Annotated in this window: 14 protein-coding genes; all 14 read left to right on the forward strand. The window is 66.1% G+C overall.

Going from position 1 to position 17,542, the window contains the following annotated elements:
* Positions 1–17 precede the first annotated feature (17 nt).
* Complete coding sequence (gene uppS, locus KPL81_RS04790; RefSeq protein WP_422674099.1) at positions 18–794, forward strand: polyprenyl diphosphate synthase; 777 nt, start codon at positions 18–20, stop codon at positions 792–794.
* Entirely contained in the window at positions 787–1,587 is an 801-nt protein-coding gene (locus KPL81_RS04795) for a phosphatidate cytidylyltransferase (protein ID WP_219790890.1), read from the forward strand. The genes uppS and KPL81_RS04795 overlap by 8 nt, the downstream gene beginning before the upstream one ends.
* A 1-nt stretch (position 1,588) precedes the next feature.
* On the forward strand, positions 1,589–2,782 hold the full coding sequence (gene ispC, locus KPL81_RS04800; RefSeq protein WP_219790891.1) for a 1-deoxy-D-xylulose-5-phosphate reductoisomerase: 1,194 nt from the start codon (positions 1,589–1,591) through the stop codon (positions 2,780–2,782).
* Between the two features lie 41 nt (positions 2,783–2,823).
* Entirely contained in the window at positions 2,824–4,182 is a 1,359-nt protein-coding gene (gene rseP, locus KPL81_RS04805; RefSeq protein WP_219790892.1) for a sigma E protease regulator RseP, read from the forward strand.
* A gap of 119 nt (positions 4,183–4,301) precedes the next feature.
* Positions 4,302–6,644, forward strand: a complete 2,343-nt coding sequence (gene bamA, locus KPL81_RS04810) for an outer membrane protein assembly factor BamA (RefSeq protein WP_240549065.1) — start codon at positions 4,302–4,304, stop codon at positions 6,642–6,644.
* Positions 6,645–6,669: 25 nt separating this feature from the next.
* Complete coding sequence (locus tag KPL81_RS04815; protein ID WP_209475953.1) at positions 6,670–7,176, forward strand: OmpH/Skp family outer membrane protein; 507 nt, start codon at positions 6,670–6,672, stop codon at positions 7,174–7,176.
* A 43-nt stretch (positions 7,177–7,219) separates the two neighbouring features.
* Positions 7,220–8,260 carry a UDP-3-O-(3-hydroxymyristoyl)glucosamine N-acyltransferase gene (lpxD, locus tag KPL81_RS04820; protein ID WP_219790893.1) on the forward strand — a complete coding sequence of 347 codons (1,041 nt, stop codon included), beginning with the start codon at positions 7,220–7,222 and terminating at the stop codon, positions 8,258–8,260.
* A gap of 119 nt (positions 8,261–8,379) precedes the next feature.
* Entirely contained in the window at positions 8,380–8,823 is a 444-nt protein-coding gene (gene fabZ, locus KPL81_RS04825; protein ID WP_209475956.1) for a 3-hydroxyacyl-ACP dehydratase FabZ, read from the forward strand.
* The gene (gene lpxA / locus KPL81_RS04830) at positions 8,820–9,587 is read left to right on the forward strand and encodes an acyl-ACP--UDP-N-acetylglucosamine O-acyltransferase (RefSeq protein WP_209475958.1); all 768 of its coding nucleotides are present in this window, start codon (positions 8,820–8,822) and stop codon (positions 9,585–9,587) included. Before fabZ ends, lpxA begins: the two co-directional genes overlap by 4 nt.
* A gap of 23 nt (positions 9,588–9,610) precedes the next feature.
* Positions 9,611–10,837, forward strand: coding sequence for a lipid-A-disaccharide synthase (lpxB, locus tag KPL81_RS04835; RefSeq protein ID WP_219790894.1), 1,227 nt, complete (start codon positions 9,611–9,613; stop codon positions 10,835–10,837).
* A gap of 2 nt (positions 10,838–10,839) precedes the next feature.
* Positions 10,840–11,451, forward strand: coding sequence for a ribonuclease HII (gene rnhB / locus KPL81_RS04840; RefSeq protein WP_219790895.1), 612 nt, complete (start codon positions 10,840–10,842; stop codon positions 11,449–11,451).
* Positions 11,452–11,480: 29 nt separating this feature from the next.
* Entirely contained in the window at positions 11,481–14,984 is a 3,504-nt protein-coding gene (gene dnaE, locus KPL81_RS04845) for a DNA polymerase III subunit alpha (protein ID WP_219790896.1), read from the forward strand.
* 293 nt (positions 14,985–15,277) lie between these two features.
* Positions 15,278–16,231, forward strand: coding sequence for an acetyl-CoA carboxylase carboxyl transferase subunit alpha (accA, locus tag KPL81_RS04850; protein ID WP_209475964.1), 954 nt, complete (start codon positions 15,278–15,280; stop codon positions 16,229–16,231).
* Positions 16,232–16,250: 19 nt separating this feature from the next.
* Positions 16,251–17,516, forward strand: a complete 1,266-nt coding sequence (tilS, locus tag KPL81_RS04855) for a tRNA lysidine(34) synthetase TilS (protein WP_338035590.1) — start codon at positions 16,251–16,253, stop codon at positions 17,514–17,516.
* Positions 17,517–17,542: the final 26 nt, after the last annotated feature.

A 17,542-nucleotide genomic window follows, 5' to 3' on the forward strand; every position in this document is an offset into this window, starting at 1 on the left:
CGCCATTGCGAGACATCATGACGTCAGCGCAGACTTCCGCATCGCAGATGCCACCCAAGCCCCCCGGCGACGACCTGCCTCGACACGTGGCGATCATCATGGACGGCAACAATCGCTGGGCGCGTGCACGTGGGCTGTCCGGCATTCGCGGCCACCGTGCCGGCGTCGAGGCCGTGCGCGCGGTGATTCGCCGGGCCGCTGAGCGCGGCATCCACACCCTGACACTGTTCGCCTTCTCCAGTGAGAACTGGCGCCGCCCTGAGGCCGAGGTGCGCGCCCTGATGGAGCTGTTTCTCATCGCGCTCAAGCGCGAAGTGCGCAAGCTGCACGACAACGGTATCCGCCTCTCCGTCATCGGCGACCGCAGCGCCTTCTCTTCCTCGATCCAGAAATACATCGTGCGGGCCGAGGAGCTCACCCGTGAAAATACCGGCCTGCACCTTGTCGTGGCTGCCAATTACGGCGGCCGCTGGGACATCGTCAACGCCACCCGGCATCTGGCCGAACGTGCCGCGGCCGGCGAACTTGAACCTGGCGCCATCGACGAGGACGCTTTCCAGCGGGAGCTGTGCCTGGGCGACGAGGCGCCGATCGATCTGTGTATCCGTACCAGTGGCGAGCAGCGCATCTCCAATTTCCTGCTGTGGCAGATGGCCTATGCCGAACTCTATTTCACGCCGCTGCTGTGGCCGGACTTCGACGGTCAGGCTTTCGATATGGCGATCGACGATTTCTGTCGGCGCCAGCGTCGCTTCGGTATGACCGATGAACAGATCGAGGCGAAAGGTGCTTAGACAGCGGATCGTGACGGCGGCATGGCTGGCGCCGCTGATGCTGGCCGGTCTGTTCGGCCTGGCGGGCGGCGCCTTTGCCGCCTTTACCGGCGTCGTCGTGCTGCTGGCCGCCTGGGAGTGGACCAACCTCGCCGGGGTGCTGGCGGCAAGCCGTCGCCTGGCACTGGTGGCCGTCCTGGCTCTGCTGATGGCGCTGCTTTGGTGGTGTGGCGCGGCGCGGTCTGTCTGGCCGCTGTGGTTCGCCGTGGCCGGCTGGGCGGTCAATTTCTACTGGGTCGTGCACTATCCGGCGAAGCGCGAGCAGTGGGGTTCGACGACGGCACGCCTTGCCATGGGGCTGTGGGTGCTGCTGCCGGCCTGGGTCGGCTTCAATGTGCTGCGCGACACCGGCGGTGTGTGGTTGCTCTACGTGCTGCTGTTGGTATGGGGCGCCGATATCGGGGCCTATTTCTGCGGGCGCGCCTGGGGCCGTCGCAAGCTCGCACCGGGGGTGAGCCCCGGCAAGTCCTGGGAGGGCGTGGCCGGCGGCGTGGCCGTGACGCTGCTGCTGGCGCTGCTGTTCGCCGTGTGGCAGGGGCTTGGTGTGGCCGCGGGGCTGGGGCTGGTGATGGTGACCGCGGGAGTGACGCTGGTCTCGGTACTTGGTGACCTGCTGGAGAGCATGTTGAAGCGCTTTCGCGGCATCAAGGACTCCAGCAACTTGTTGCCCGGACACGGCGGCGTGCTCGACCGCATCGACAGCCTGACCGCGGCGGTGCCGCTATTTGCGCTGCTCTCGCTCGGGATGCTGTGACATGAATGGGACGCTTCACCAACAGAGTGTCACGGTGCTGGGGGCCACCGGCTCCATTGGCACCAGTACGCTCGACGTGATCGCGCGCCACCCCGAGCGTTACCGGGTGCATGCGTTGACGGCTCACCGCTCGCGCGAGGCGCTGCTGACGCTGTGCCTGCGCCATCGCCCGGCGGTGGCGGTGCTCGGTGGCAAGGAAGATGCGGCCTGGCTGCATGAGCGCCTGGCCGAAGCGGGGCTCGATACCGAGGTGTGCGCGGGTGAGGCGGCGCTCGTCGAGGCGGCGAGTGACGCTGGCGCCGACGTGGTGATGGCCGCCATCGTCGGCGCCGCAGGCCTGTTGCCGACGCTTGCCGCGGTGCGTGCCGGCAAGCGCGTGCTGCTGGCCAACAAGGAGGCGCTGGTAATGTCCGGAGCGCTGTTCATGGATGCGGTGACGCGCCATGGAGCAACGCTGCTGCCGATCGATTCCGAACATAATGCCATCTACCAGTGTCTACCACCCGAGCACCGCGGCGGCCTGTCCCGCCATGGCGTGACTCAGCTGCTGCTGACCGCCTCCGGCGGCCCCTTCCGCGGCTGGTCCCGTGAACGTCTGGCCACGGTGACGCCGGCACAGGCCTGTGCTCATCCCAATTGGTCGATGGGGCGCAAGATCTCGGTCGACAGCGCCACGCTAATGAACAAGGGCCTGGAACTGATCGAGGCGTGCTGGCTGTTCGATGCCCGGCCCGACCAGGTGCAGGTGGTGGTGCACCCGCAGAGCGTGATCCACTCCATGGCCGCCTACAGCGATGGCTCCGTGCTGGCCCAGTTGGGTAACCCGGACATGCGCACCCCGATTGCCTACGGGCTGGCATGGCCAGAGCGCATCGAGGCCGGGGTCGAGCCACTGGATCTGTTCCAGATAGCCCGTCTCGACTTCGAGGCGCCCGACGAGGTGGCGTTTCCCTGCCTGCGACTGGCGCGCGAAGCTATGCAGGCCGGCGGTACGGCGCCGGCCGTGCTCAACGGGGCCAACGAGGTGGCCGTCGATGCCTTCCTGGCGGGGCGGTTGAGCTTTCCGGGAATCGGTGAGCTGGTGGCGGAAGTCCTGGAAGCGCTGCCGGTCGAGGCCGGTGGCGATCTGGAGCTCATCCTCGATGCCGATGCCCGGGCGCGCCAGACGGCGCGCGCCAGGCTAGAGCGACGCTGAGCCGCGGGCGGCCGTCGGCGTGACTTTGCAAGGAGAATGACTTGGGTCTGATCCAGAACGTGCTGGCCGTCATCGTGGTGCTGGGCCTGTTGATCACCTTCCACGAGTTCGGCCATTACTGGGTGGCGCGCCGCTGTGGTGTCAGGGTGTTGCGCTTTTCGGTGGGCTTCGGCAAGCCGATCTGGTCCCGCGTCGATCGTCACGGGACCGAGTTCGCCGTAGCAGCGATTCCGCTTGGCGGCTATGTCAAGATGCTCGACGAGCGTGAGGCGCCGGTTCCCGGCGAGCAGCTCCATGAAGCGTTCAACCGCAAGACGGTGTGGCAGCGCATCGCCATCGTCGCGGCGGGGCCGCTGGCCAACTTCCTGCTCGCTATCGTCGCCTACTGGGCGCTGTTCGTGGCCGGCACCTCCACCGTGGCACCGGTAATAGGCGAGGTGACGCCCGATTCGCCGGCGGCCCGCAGCGGCCTGCAATCAGGACAGGAGATCGTAGCCGTTCAGGACAGCGAGGTGCGCTCCTGGGATGAGATCAACCTGCGCCTGATCGCACATATCGGCCACAGCGGGGAGCTTTCCCTTCAGGCTCGCGAGGGTGCCGCATCCGAGCCTCGCCGCTATCGACTGCCGGTGGAAGAGTACCTGGTGCGCCAGGAGCCGCCACAGCCGCTGGCCACGCTCGGCATTACACCCTGGCAGCCGCGCATTCCTGCGGTGCTGGGCCAGGTGATCGACGGTGAACCCGCTGCCGAGGCGGGGCTGCGACCGGGCGACCGGATTCTGGCCGTGAACGGCAACCCGGTCGAGGAGTGGATGGATTTCGTCAGTATGGTGCGCGGCCGGCCGGGCGAGACGCTGGAGCTAGAGGTGGCGCGTGGTGACGAGCGTCTCGGGCTGACGCTCACGCCGGGCACGCGCGACATCGAGGCCGGGGCGGCCATCGGCTATGTGGGTGCCGGCGTCGAAGCGGTCGAATGGCCCGAGGAGTATCGCCGCGAGATTCGCTACGGCCCCGTGGCGGCGGTGGGGCAGGCCATGAGCCGTACCGGTGAGATGACGCTGCTGACCCTGGATGCGATTCGCAAGATGCTGGTGGGGCTGATCTCACCGTCCAACCTGTCGGGGCCGATCACCATCGCCCAGATGGCAGGCGACACGGCGCGCACCGGGCTTGAGAGTTTCGTCAGCTTCCTGGCCTATCTCTCGATCAGCCTGGCGGTGTTGAACCTGTTGCCCATTCCGGTACTGGATGGTGGCCACCTGCTTTACTATTTCGTCGAGGTGGTTCGCGGCCGGCCGGTGTCGGAGCGGGCTCAGGCGTTTGGATTGCGCATCGGCCTGGCGCTGGTCGGTACGTTGATGCTGATGGCCCTGTATTTCGATCTGATGCGTCTCTGGTAGCAAGCGCCCCACAGGGGCACGGGGAGGCGGAGCTTCGCTCTGCCTTGTCAGTCACCCGCACATATGTATATGGTGCCTGTCTGGACAGGCAGGCGGATCAACGCGAGCGAAGCGACTGCATGAATATCAAGACCCTCGGACTGGCGGCACTGCTGCTGGCCGGTTCCAGTACGGTGCTGGCCGAACCTTTCGAAGTTTCCGACATTCGCGTGGAGGGGCTGCAGCGGGTTTCCGCTGCTTCCGTCTTCAACGCCTTCCCCATCAGCACACGTGACCAGGTCGATGACCGTGAGCTTGCCGAGGCGGCTCAGAGCCTGTTCGCCACCGGCCTGTTCGAGGATATTCAGCTTGCTCGCGACGGCAACGTGCTGGTCATCCAGGTCGTCGAGCGGCCGACCATCTCGCGCCTCAACATCAGCGGCAACAAGCAGCTCTCGGAAGAGGACCTGCGTCGCGGACTGCGCGAAGGCGGGCTGGCGGAAGGCCAGGTGCTGCAGATATCGACGCTCGAGGACATCCAGCGCGAGCTGGAGGGGGTCTACCAGGCCCAGGGGCGCTACAGTGCCCGTATCGAGACCAGCGTGCGCGAGATCGACGAGGGGCGCGTCCAGGTCGATATCGACATCAACGAAGGTGCGGTGGCCAAGATCCGTCAGATCAACATCGTCGGCAATCGACAGTTCGACGATGACGAGCTGCGCGAGGTGTTCGAGCTCAACGACCGTCCCGGACGCTTCTTCGGTTGGTTCTCAAAGGACGAGTACTCCCGCGAGGCGTTGGCCGGCGACCTGGAGCGGCTACGCTCCTTCTACCTCGATCGCGGCTACGTCAATTTCAACATTACCTCTACTCAGGTGTCGATCAGCCCCGACAAGTCGCAGATCTTCGTCACTATCAACGTCGACGAGGGCAGCCAGTACAGGCTGGGTAACATCGACTTCGCCGGCGAGCTGCAGATCAGCGAGCGCGAGGCGCGTAATCTGCTGCAGGTGGAGAGCGGCGAGACCTTCTCGCGCAGCGACGTGATCGCCACCAACGAGGCGCTGCGCTCGCGACTGGGCGCCGAGGGCTTCGCTTTCGCCCGCGTGGAGGGCGTGCCCGAGCCGCGCGCCGACGGCGAGACGGTCGACCTCACCTTCCACGTCGAACCGGGGCGCCGTGCCTACGTGCGCCGGATCAACTTCATCGGTAACACCACCACCCAGGACGAGGTGCTGCGCCGCGAGATGATCCAGATGGAGGGGGCACCGGCCTCCACCGAGTCGATCAGCCAGTCGCGTCGTCGTCTGGAGCGCCTGGGCTTTTTCCGCCAGGTGGAAGTGGAGACCCAGCCGGTGGCCGGAGAGCCCGACAAGCTTGACGTGACCTATACCGTCGAAGAGCAGCCCTCCGGCTCGGTGTCGGCGAGCATCGGTTTCTCCCAGAGCGCCGGGGTGATCTACGGGGCGGCCCTGGCGCAGAACAACTTCCTGGGTACCGGCAACCGCGTCAATATCGGCGCCCAGCGCAGCGACACCTTCACCAGTGTCAACTTCGGCTTCACCGACCCCTACTGGACGCTGGACGGCATCTCGCGCGGTTACAATCTGTTCTATCGCGAGACCGACTACGAGGACTCGGATATCTCGACCTACTCCACCGACGCCTATGGCGCGGGGATCAACTTCGGCTATCCGGTCAGCGAACTGTCGCGGCTCAACTTCGGGGCCAGTCTCGAGGACCTCTCGATCAAGACCTACCGCGATACCGCTTCGGAGATCGTGCGCTACGTCGACGACCAGGGCGCCGAGGCCCAGAGTCTCAAGCTCACCGCGAGCTGGACCCGCAACAACCTCAACCGCGGCATCATGCCCACCTCGGGCGATTACCAGCGCGTGTCGCTGGAGACCGCAGCACCCGGCAGCGATGCCGACTACTACAAGCTGCGCGCCCGCGCCCAGCAGCTCTTCGCGCTCAACGAGGAGGAGACCTGGGCCCTCAAGTTCGGCACCACTCTGGGCTATGCCGACAGCATCGGTAACGATCCCTACCCGTTCTACGAGAATTTCTTTGCCGGTGGCTTGGGGTCGGTGCGCGGCTTCACCGCCAACACCCTGGGTGAGCGCACCACGCCGCGCGAGTCCGGGCGCGACCGGACGCTGGGCGGCAACATTCTGGTCGAAGGCAGTGCCGAGCTGCTCTTCCCGCTGCCCTTCATCGAGGATCAGCGCTCGTTGCAGACCGGCTTCTTCGTCGATGCCGGCAACACCTTCCTGACCAGCTGCTACCCGGTGGTCGAGGGCGACGGCCCTTCGAATTGCTCGTCGGGAATCGATCTGGGCGAACTGCGCTACAGCGTCGGCGTAGGTCTCTCCTGGCTGACGCCGGTCGGGCCGCTGACCTTCAGCATCGCCGAGCCGCTCAACGACGAAAGTGGCGACGATACTCAGTTCTTCCAATTCTCGCTGGGCCAGACGTTCTGAGCCGGCCTGCCAAGAGGTGCTTTGCATGCGTAAGTCGATTGCCATTCTTTGCCTGGGACTGTTCGCCGCGCTGGCCGTCCCGGCCTACTCGGCCGAGGTTGCGGTACTGGACTGGCGCAGGGCGCTGCTCGCTTCCGATGCTGCCCAGCGCTCCATGCAGGACCTCGAGGGCCGTCTGTCCGGCCAGCAGCAGGAGGCCCAGTCGCTGGGCCAGGAGCTGTCCCAGCTGCAGCAGCGGCTGCAGCAGGAGGGCGATAGCCTCCCCGACGCCGAGCGACAGTCGCTGATTCAGGAATTCCAGCAGAAAGGCAGCCGCTTCGAGCAGCTGCGCCAGCAGATCATGGAGGCGCAGATGCAGGCCGAGCAGGAATTCCTGCAGCAGGCCGAGCCGAAGCTGCAAGAGGCGGTGGGCCAAGTGATCGAGCGACACGGCGTCGAGGTGTTGGTGGAACCCCAGGGTGTGCTTCACGCCGAACAGGACCTGCCCAATCTGACGGACGAAGTGATCGAAATCCTCAACACTCTCAACTGAACATTGCGGCAGTCGCTGCCGCTCGCTGTCGATACGGGTTTCCATGACGCATCCAGCAATTCGTGAATTCACCCTGGCCGAACTGGCCGAGCGGCTTGGCGCCCACCTTGTGGGGGACGGCGCTCTCCGGGTCCGGGGGCTGGCTACCTTGAAGGAGGCCGGCCCCGATCAGGTTGCCTTCGTGGCCAACCGCAGCTATCTGAAGGATCTGTCGGGGACCTCGGCCGGCGCCGTGCTGCTGCATCCGGAGCATGCAGACGCCTGTCCCGGGGCACGACTGGAGTTGTCGAACCCCTATCTTGGCTACGCCCAGCTGTCGCAGCTGTTCGACCCGATCCTGGCAGCTCCTCAAGGGGGCATCCATCCCGAGGCCGTGGTGGCCGATGACGTGGTACTGGGCGAGCGAGTCGAGATCGGCCCCAATGCCGTCATCGAGGCGGGTGTGGAGCTGGGCGACGAGGTGGTGGTCGGTGCCGGCTGCTTCATCGGCGCCGGCTCGCGCATCGGCGCCGGCTCGCGCCTGCATCCCAACGTCACCGTCTGTCATGGCGTGATCGCCGGGGCGCGGGTCATCCTGCACAGCGGCTGCGTGATCGGTGGCGACGGTTTCGGCTTTGCCCATGACGGCGGTCGCTGGCACAAGATCGCCCAGCTCGGTGGCGTGGTGCTGGGCGACGACGTCGAGGTGGGCAGCTGCTCCAGCATCGATCGCGGTGCGCTCGACGACACCGTGATCGGCAACGACGTCAAGATCGATAGCCAGGTGCAGATCGCGCACAATGTGCGCATCGGCGATCACACGGCGCTGGCTGGCTGCGTCGGTATCGCCGGCTCCACCCGGGTGGGCAGGAACTGCATGCTGGGTGGCGGCGTGGGGCTCGCCGGCCACCTGACACTCTGCGACGGCGTACAGGTCACCGGCATGAGTCTGGTGACCAACTCGATTCATGAGCCGGGCATCTACTCCTCCGGTACCGGGGCCATGGTCAATGGCTTGTGGCGCAAGAATGCGGTGCGCTTCAAGCAGCTCGATGATTTCGCCCGGCGTCTGGCGCGGCTGGAGAAGCGCAGCCAGGAGGGTTGAGGCAGGGTCGGGCGGCGCTATAATTCCGCTTGCCTGATGCAGGCGTTCTATCGGGAAGCCCGGGCGATGCGCGCCGACGCTCGTAATGGCTTCCCTACTTCATTTCAGAGGTCGCTACGATGGTAATGGACATCAACGAGATTCGTGAATACCTGCCGCACCGATACCCGTTCCTGCTGATCGACCGGGTAACGGAGCTGAGCCTGGGTGAATCCATCGTTGCCTATAAGAACGTCAGCATCAACGAGCCGTTCTTCAATGGCCATTTCCCACACCATCCGATCATGCCCGGGGTGCTGGTGCTGGAAGCGCTTGCGCAGGCCTGTGGAATTCTCGGCTTCAAGACCGTCAACAAGCTGCCGGCCGACGGCTATGTCTATTACCTCGTAGGTAGCGACAACGCACGTTTCAAGCGGCCGGTGATGCCGGGCGACCGACTGCGGCTGGAGGCGAAGGTCGAGCGTGAAAAGCGCGGCATCTGGAAGTTCGCCTGTCGTGCTACGGTAGATGGCGAACTGGTCTGCGAGGCCGACGTCATCTGTGCGGAGAGGAAGGTTTCTTGATACATACCACTGCCATCGTCGACCCTGGGGCACGTCTGGCCGAGGATGTGGAAGTCGGGCCCTTCAGCGTGATCGGACCCGACGTCGAGATCGGGCCCGGCAGCCGTATTGGCCCACACGTTGTCATCAAGGGGCCGACCGTACTGGGAGCGCGAACGCGTATCTTCCAGTTCGCCTCGGTGGGCGAGGATTGCCAGGACAAGAAATATGCCGGCGAGCCGACGCGTCTGGTGATGGGCGACGACAACGTCATTCGCGAATGCGTGACGCTGCATCGGGGTACCGCACAGGACCGGGGCGAGACCACCATCGGTTCGCGCAACCTGTTCATGGCTTATGTGCATGTCGGCCATGACTGCGTCATCGGCGACGACTGTGTGCTGGCCAACCAGGCGACCTTGGCCGGGCACGTGACCTTGGGCAACTTCGCCATTCTCGGCGGCCTGTCGGCGATCCATCAATTCTGTCACTTCGGCGATCACGCCATGGCCGGCGGTGGTTCAATCATCACCAAGGACACCCCCGCCTTCGTCATGATCAACGGCAATCCGGCCAGGGTGCACGGGCTCAACCAGGTGGGACTCAAGCGGCGCGGCTTCTCTGCCGAGACGATCAAGGCGCTGAACGATAGCTACCGGCTGGTCTATCGTCAGGGACTGACCGTACCGCAGGCGCTGGAGGAGATACGCAGCCGCTACGCGCTGCCCGAGACCGAAACCTTCGCTGCCTCCATCGAGGTCTCGACACGCGGCATCATACGCTGACGCGGCTTCGCAACGGGTTGGATATGAGCAAGCTTGCGCGTGTCTATATCGTCGCCGGCGAAATGTCCGGCGACCTGCTCGGGGCGAGCCTGATGCGTGCGCTGAAGGCGCGCCATCCCGAGGTGCAGTTCCGTGGTATCGGTGGCCCCGGCATGATTGCCGAGGGTATCGACAGCCGCTTCCCGCTGGAAACGCTCTCGGTCATGGGCTTGGTCGAGGTGCTCAAGCATCTGCCCGAGCTGGTCCGGGTGCGTCGCGCCCTGCGCGCCGATGCCCTGGCATGGCAGCCCGACGTGATGATCGGCATCGATGCCCCGGACTTCAACCTCGGTCTCGAGCGTCAGCTGCGCGAGGCGGGGCTAACCACGGTTCATTATGTCAGCCCTACGGTATGGGCTTGGCGCCAGGGCCGAGTGAAGGGCATCGCCAAGTCGGTCGACGCCATGCTCACGTTCCTGCCCTTCGAGGCGGCCTTCTACGAACGACATCGTCTGCCGGTGGCCTTTGTCGGCCATCCGCTGGCCGACGAGCTGCCGCTGGTCTGTGATCGTGGCGGCGCGCGGGGCGAACTCGGCCTGCCGCAAGACGCGCCGGTGCTGGCCGTGCTGCCGGGCTCGCGGAGCAACGAAGTCCGCTTTCTCGGCACCACTTTTCTCGATGCAGCCGAGCGACTGTGTCGCGAACGTGCCGCACTCAAGGTGGTGATCCCAGCGGCGACACCGCTGCGCCGGGAGGAGCTCGAACGCCTGCTGGCAAGCCGTCCGACGCTGGAGGGGCGGGTCACGCTGCTCGACGGTCGGGCGCGCGAGGCGATGGTGGCCAGCGACGCGGTATTGCTGGCTTCGGGGACGGCGGCCCTCGAGGCGATGCTGTGTCATCGCGCGATGCTGGTCGCCTATCGCATGGCGCCGCTGACGCACTGGCTGGCCCGTCGCCTGGTCAAGACCCGGTGGATCTCGCTGCCCAACCTGATCGCTCAGGAAACCTTGGTGCCGGAGCTGATCCAGGACGCCGTGACACCCGAGGCGATCGTCACGCATCTCGGGGCGATGCTCGACGACGCCGAGCGCCGCGTCGCCCTCGAGGCGCGCTTCGCCGAGCTGCATGCCGGGCTGCAGCGCAATGCCAGTGCCAGGGCGGTCGATGCCATCGAGGCCGTGGTCGCAGGGCAGCCGCTTCCCGCCTCGCTGGACAGCGAAGCGGGGAGTGAGGCAGCGGCCGAACGGGCGCCGCAGAGAGGGAGAGAGTAGACATGAGCGACTGTCCGTTTCCTCCGTTGGTGATCGACTACCAGGGCCATTTGCTGGCCGGTGTCGATGAAGTGGGCCGTGGGCCGTTGATCGGTGCGGTGGTGGCCGCAGCGGTGATCCTCGATCCCATGCGCCCCATCGAGGGCCTGACCGATTCGAAGAAGCTTACCCCGCAGCGGCGTGTACAGCTCGACGCTGAGATCCGCGAGCGAGCTCTGGCCTACGCCGTGGCAGAGGCGAGTCACGCCGAGGTCGATGAACTCAACATCTACCATGCCACCCATCTGGCCATGCGCCGGGCGATCGATGGCTTGTCGCTGGTGCCGGAGTACCTGCTGGTGGACGGCAATCGCCTGCCCGGGCATCATGTCCCCGGCCAGGCGATCGTCAAGGGGGATGCCCGCCATCCGGCCATTGCCGCCGCCTCGATACTGGCCAAGGTGGCGCGCGATGCGCAGATGGTGGCGCTCCATGGCCTCTACCCCGAGTATGGCTTCGCCCGTCACAAGGGCTACGCCACGCCCGAACACCTTGACGCGCTGGAGCGCCTCGGGCCATTGCCCGAGCATCGTCGCTCCTTCGCCCCGCTGAAGGGCCAACTCGAGCTGCTTTAGCCCACACACCGCCACACCCCGAGCCTCTTATGACCACGCCTTTCGTACACCTTCGCGTCCATACCGAGTACTCCCTGGTCGACGGTCTGGTGCGGCTCAAGCCCCTGCTCAAGGCCACCGCCGAGCAGGGCATGCCGGCGCTGGCCGTGACCGACGAATCCAACCTGTTTGGCCTGGTCAAGTACTATCGCGGCGCTCAGGGCAGCGGCCTCAAGCCGGTCATCGGGGCCGACCTGTGGCTGGCCAACCCCCACGACGAGACGCACCCCTATCGGCTGACGCTGCTGGCGATGAACGGCACCGGCTACCGCAACCTCACCGAGCTGATCTCGCGTGGCTGGATGCAGGGGCAGCGCCAAGGGCGCGCGGTGCTGGAAAAGCGCTGGGTGTTCGCCCAGAGCGAGGGGCTGATCGCGCTGTCCGGCGGCCGCGAAGGTGAGATTGGAAGGCACCTGCTGTCGGACCATCGCGACGAGGCGCGTGCACTGCTCGAAGAGTGGAAGTCCGCCTTCCCCGATCGCTTCTATCTGGAGCTGATCCGCACCGGACGGCCGCTGGAGGAGGAGTGCGTGCACCTCTCGGTGGAGCTTGCCATGGCGACGGATACGCCGGTGGTGGCCACTAACGACGTGCGTTTCCTCGAGCGCGACGACTTCTGGGCACACGAGACGCGGGTCTCAATCGGCGAGGGCAAGGCGCTCGACGACCCGCGCCGAGAGCGCAAGTATACCGAGGAGCAGTATCTCAAGAGCCCGGCGGAAATGGCCGAGCTGTTCGCCGACATTCCAGAGGCGCTCGAGAACAGCGTGATGATCGCCGCGCGCTGCAACGTCGACGTGCGCCTGGGCGAGATCTTCCTGCCCGAGTTCGAGATTCCCGAGGGCATGACCCAGGACGAGTTCTTCCGCAAGGTCTCCCACGACGGCCTCACCGAGCGCCTCGACTTCCTCTACCCGGCCGAGAAGTATCCGCGTGACGGTGCCGAGTTCGTCGAGATCGACAAGCGCTACCGCGAGCGGCTGGATTTCGAGCTCGACATCATCATCCAGATGGGCTTCCCCGGCTATTTCCTGATCGTGATGGACTTCATCAAGTGGGCCAAGGAGAACGACGTGCCGGTAGGGCCAGGGCGTGGCTCCGGGGCCGGCTCGCTGGTGGCCTACGCGCAGAAGATCACCGATCTCGACCCGCTGGAGTACGACCTGCTGTTCGAGCGCTTCCTCAATCCCGAACGGGTCTCGATGCCCGACTTCGACGTCGACTTCTGCATGGAGAAGCGCGACCGGGTGATCGAGTACGTGGCCGACCGCTACGGCCGCAACGCGGTATCGCAGATCGTCACCTTCGGCACCATGGCGGCCAAGGCGGTGGTGCGCGACGTGGCCCGTGCCCAGGGCAAGCCCTATTCGCTCGGCGACAAGCTCTCCAAGCTGATCCCTTTCGAGGTGGGCATGACGCTGGCCAAGGCCATCGAAGCGGAGCCGGCGCTGAAGGAGTTCATCGAGAATGACGAGGAGGCCGCCGAGATCTGGGAAATGGCGGTAAAGCTCGAGGGCATCACTCGCGGTACCGGCAAGCACGCCGGCGGCGTGGTGATCGCGCCCACCAAGCTGACCGATTTCTCGCCGCTGCTGTGCGACGAGGAGGGCAACGGCCTGGTCGTGCAGTTCGACAAGAACGACATCGAGGAGGCCGGGCTGGTCAAGTTCGACTTCCTCGGCTTGCGCACCCTGACCATCATCGACTGGGCGCTGGAAATGGTCGACAAGGTGCGTGCGGTCAAGGGAGAGGGGCCGCTCAACATCGATAGCATCCCGCTCGACGACGGGCCCACCTTCGAGATGCTCAAGCGCGCCGAGACCACTGCGGTGTTCCAGCTCGAATCGCGCGGCATGAAGGAGCTGATCAAGCGCCTGCTGCCCGACTCGCTGGAGGACATGATCGCACTGGTCGCGCTGTTCCGCCCAGGGCCGCTGCAGTCGGGCATGGTCGACGACTTCATCAACCGCAAGCACGGCCGTGCCGAGATCTCCTACCCGCACCCGGACTATCAGCACGAGTGGCTCAAACCGGTACTCGAGCCCACCTACGGCATCATCCTCTATCAAGAGCAGGTGATGCAGATCGCTCAGGTGCTGGCCGGCTACACCCTGGGCCAGGCCGACATGCTGCGCCGGGCGATGGGCAAGAAGAAACCCGAGGAGATGGCCAAGCAGCGTGCCGGCTTCATGGAAGGCTGTGCGGCCAACGGCATCGACAAGGAACTGGCGGGCAACATCTTCGACCTGGTAGAGAAGTTCGCCGGCTACGGCTTCAACAAGTCGCATTCGGCGGCCTACGGCCTGGTCTCCTACCAGACCGCCTGGCTCAAGACGCACTACCCCGGCCCGTTCATGGCCGCGGTAATGTCCACCGAGATGGACAACCTCGACAAGGTGGTGCCGCTGATCGAAGAGTCGCGGCGCATCGGGCTCACCGTGACGCCGCCGGACGTCAATATCGGCGCCTACAAGTTCAGCGTCGACAGCGAGGGGCGCGTGGTTTATGGCCTGGGCGCCATTCGCGGCGTGGGCGAGGGGCCCATCGGTGCCATCGTCGAGGCGCGCGAGACGGACGGGGCGTTCGCCGACCTGTTCGACTTCTGCCGCCGGGTCGACCCCAAGCGCATGAACAAGCGCACGCTGGAGGCATTGATCCGCTCCGGCGCCCTGGACAACCTGGGCCCGAACCGCGCGGTGCTTTCCGCGGCACTCGACGACGCCATCCGCGCCGCCGCCCAGACCCAGACCAACCAGAACCTGGGCATGATGGACATGTTCGGCGAAGCCTTCGCCGACGATGAAGCCGAGAGCGATCCCTACGAGGCCTACCGCGGCGCCCGCGAATGGACCGACAAGGAGCGCCTCGCCGGTGAGAAGGAGACCTTGGGGCTCTACCTCACCGGGCATCCCATCGACGAGTATGAGAAAGAGCTTGCCCGTTTCGTCTCCACCCGCATCAGCGATCTCAAGCCCTCTCGCGAGTCGCAGCGCGTGGCCGGCCTGGTGGTGGCCATGCGCACCATGAAGTCCAAGCGTGGCGACACCATGGCATTCATTACCCTGGACGACCGCACCGGACGCATCGAGGCGTCGCTTTTCGGTGAGCTGTTCGATTCCCTGCGCGGCCAGATCGAGGCCGATCAGGTACTGATCGTCGAGGGCGAGGTCTCCAGCGACGACTTCTCCGGCGGCCTGCGCCTGCGCGGCAAGGATGTCACGCCGATGGTGGCCGCCCGTGCGCGCTACGGCGAGGCGGTGGAGCTCTCTCTCGACGGCACCCGGGTCAATGGCCGATTGGTCGACACGCTGCGCGACAGCTTGACGCCGCACCGTGACGACGGTGGCCTGCCGGTGCGTCTGCGCTATCGCAACGATTTCGCCGCCGGCTGGATGGAACTCGATGCGCAGTGGCGCGTGGCACCCAGCGACGAGCTGCTGATCGCGCTGCGTGAAGTAGAGGGGCAGGACGGCGTGCGCCTCAAATACCGTTAGACCCACTACCCTTGGCGGCGATCGGCGCTGGTGAAGGCCGCCGGGGCTGACCGGCGACAGGCCTGCGAGGAGGCGCTGTGAACCCATCCCTGGGCGCTACTTTTGCCATCCATGGCAAAAGACCTCCTCTCCGGCCTGTCCCCGGCACCCCTTGGTGCTGGAGAAGTCCGCATACGTTGCCTTGCGCCGTGCGTTGAGGGTGCGATAATGCCCGACACTCGATTTTATGGCTTCCGGGACGAACAGCATCCATCATGCCCCGGCGACAGCAAAGACAAGGCGGCCCAGCCACTATGAATCCCAACTATCTCGATTTCGAACAGCCCATCGCCGAACTTCAGGCCAAGATCGAAGAACTGCGCCTGGTCGGCAACGACAGCCAGCTCAACCTCAGCGACGAGATCAGTCGCCTCGAGGAGAAGAGTCGCAAGCTCACCGAGTCGATTTTCAAGGACCTCACGCCCTGGCAGGTGTCGCAGATTTCGCGCCATCCCCAGCGCCCCTATACGCTCGACTACCTCGAGCATGTCTTCACCGACTTCGATGAGCTGCACGGCGATCGTCGTTTCGCCGACGACCCGGCCATCGTCGGCGGCGTCGCCCGCCTCGACGACCGCCCGGTGATGGTCATCGGCCACCAGAAGGGGCGTGACGTCAAGGAGAAGGTGCGGCGCAACTTCGGCATGCCGCGCCCCGAGGGCTACCGCAAGGCGTGCCGCCTGATGGAGATGGCCGAGCGCTTCAAGATGCCGGTGCTCACCTTCATCGACACGCCGGGCGCCTACCCCGGCATCGACGCCGAGGAGCGCGGCCAGAGCGAGGCCATCGCCTACAACCTGGCGGTGATGTCGCGGCTCAAGACACCGATTATCTCCACCGTGGTGGGCGAGGGCGGCTCCGGCGGGGCACTGGCCATCGGCGTGTGCGACGAGCTGACCATGCTGCAGTACTCCACTTATTCGGTGATCTCGCCCGAGGGCTGTGCCTCGATCCTGTGGAAGAGCGCCGAGAAGGCCGCCGATGCCGCCCAGGCCATGGGCATCACCGCCGAGCGACTGCAGGAGCTCGGCTTCGTCGATACCCTGATCGAGGAGCCGCTGGGCGGCGCCCACCGCCACCCGCAGACCACCGCTGAGCGGGTCAAGGAGGCGCTGTTGGCGAGCCTCGAACGGCTCGAGGCGATGGATACCGACGCTCTGCTCGAGCGCCGGTATGAGCGGTTGATGAGCTATGGCGCACCGGCATAAGAGAGCGCCTCTACAGATCGTGATCGACGACGCCCTGGCGGAGACCCCGCCGGGGCGTGTCGTCTGGGTGGCGCTTTCCGGCGGGCTGGATTCGAGCCTGCTGCTGACCCTTGCCGCGGCGGCCTGCCGGCGCCATCCCCGGCCGCTGTACGCGCTGCACGTTCATCATGGCCTGCAGGATTGCGCCGATGGCTTCGAGGCCCACTGTCGGCGGCTTTGCTCACACCTCGGCGTGCCGCTGTTCGTCGAGCGCGTGGCGGTCGAGCGGGATGCCGGACTGGGGCTCGAGGGCGCGGCGCGGCAGGCGCGCTACGCCGCCTTCGCCCGCCGTGTGACACCGGGTGGCACGCTGTGGCTGGCCCAGCATCGCGACGACCAGGCCGAGACCTTCCTGCTCGCCGCCTTGCGCGGCAGCGGCGTGCGTGGCCTGGCGGCCATGCCCAGGCGGCGTGAGTGGCAGGGTCGACGCTTTGAGCGTCCACTGCTTGCCCACACCCGGCTCGAGCTCGAAGCCGAGGCCGAGCGGCTCGGCTTGCCGTGGATCGACGACCCCACCAATACCGATGAGAACCTCGATCGCAACTTCCTGCGCCGCAGCGTGCTGCCGCTGTTGCAGTCGCGCTGGCCCCATGCGACCGATGCTCTGGCGCGCAGCGCATGCCACGCCGCCGATGCGGAAGAGATGATCGAGGCGCTGGCCGAGGACGATCTCGCTGCGCTGGGGGGAGAGCCTGGGTGCCTACCGGTGGCGGGGCTCGCGTCGCTCAAACCCGCCCGCTGCCGTTCGCTGGTGCGCCTTGCCTGCCGCCGGCTGGGGCTGGCGCCGCCGCCTTCGGCGCGTCTCGATACCCTTCTGACCCAGCTCGCAGCACGCAAGGACGCCCAGGCGTGCGTCGACTGGGCCGATGCCGAGGCGCGGTTATGGCGTGGCCGGCTCTATCTTCAGCGCCGGCTTGCCGCGTTGCCGGCCGGATGGCGGGCCGAATGGCACGGGATGGAGCCGTTGGCCACGCCTTGGGAAGAGGCCGCAGTGGCACTGGCGCCTGCCGATGGCCGCCCGGTACGGCTGGTGCTGCTCCCGCGTCGGGGCGGCGAGCGCCTGCGCCTGGCCGGGCGAGGCCGACGCGACCTCAAGCGGCTGCTGCAGGAGGCCGGGGTGTCGCCCTGGGCGCGTGAGCGCGTGGCCGTGGTCTGGTACGAGGAGACGCCGGTGGCGGCACTGCTGCTGCCGGAGGGGCGCTGGGTCGCGGTGGCCGCCGGCTGGCGAGCGCAGCCGGCGGTTTGAGCCCCGCTGGGGCCGGCTGCGATGAG

The sequence above is a fragment of the Billgrantia antri genome, from assembly GCF_019430905.1.
In the GTDB taxonomy this organism is placed as follows: domain Bacteria; phylum Pseudomonadota; class Gammaproteobacteria; order Pseudomonadales; family Halomonadaceae; genus Halomonas; species Halomonas antri.